The 685-nt window shown below is 66.0% G+C and carries 2 protein-coding genes; one reads left to right on the plus strand and one right to left on the minus strand.

Features of this window, described 5'->3' with window-relative positions; genetic code table 11:
• The coding region (locus tag CXQ97_RS20880; RefSeq protein ID WP_368784523.1) for a hypothetical protein at positions 1–204 on the plus strand (204 nt) is incomplete at its 5' end.
• A 3-nt stretch (positions 205–207) separates the two neighbouring features.
• On the opposite strand, the gene CXQ97_RS20885 is transcribed toward CXQ97_RS20880, so the two are convergent.
• Positions 208–685 (minus strand): GGDEF domain-containing protein (locus tag CXQ97_RS20885; RefSeq protein WP_146069738.1); only part of this gene is annotated, 478 nt, incomplete at its 5' end.

A 685-nucleotide genomic window follows, 5' to 3' on the forward strand; every position in this document is an offset into this window, starting at 1 on the left:
GGTCGCAGCAATCCGAGTTTCGGCATCGGCACCGGACTGACCTGCGACATCCCGGGCGTGGAGCCGACCAACATGGTCATCAAGATGACCGCCTGCAATGGCCAGCCGGTGGCGAAGATTTCCGACTCGCCGGGCAAGACCATGTGCCGCGACGAGGCATTCGTCAGCTACATGCGGCACGTCTTCGGCCTGGCCAATGGCTGACGGCTAGCCACCCACGGCAAATGCCCGGGGCGGCTGCACAGCCTCCGGCTCCATAGCGCAGAGGCGATTACGCCCGCTCGCCTTGGCGTAGTACATGCGCTTATCCGCCAGCTCCAGCAGATCCCGGTAGTCCGCGACCTGATCGCAACGGCGCTCGGCCAACCCGATACTCGCCGTCAGCGGCGCACCGTCCGGCCGCACGCCGAGGCCCTGGCCAACGATGCGCTCGAGCGCCATGTGCGCCTGCTGCATGTCGGTCTCCGGCATGATCAGCAGGAACTCTTCGCCGCCCCAGCGCAGCAGGCTGTCGGAGCCTCGCAGCGTCGCAACCAGACGCCTGGCCGCCTCGCGCAGGACCTGATCGCCGGATTCATGGCCATGGTTGTCGTTGATCGACTTGAAGTGGTCGAGGTCGATGAATGCCAGCGCCAGCGGACCATCCTTGCGCTGTGCGCTGTCCCACTGCAACCGGAGGATCTCC

Source organism: Arthrobacter sp. B0490 (assembly GCF_002929355.1).
Classification (GTDB): Bacteria; Actinomycetota; Actinomycetes; order Actinomycetales; family Micrococcaceae; genus Arthrobacter_D.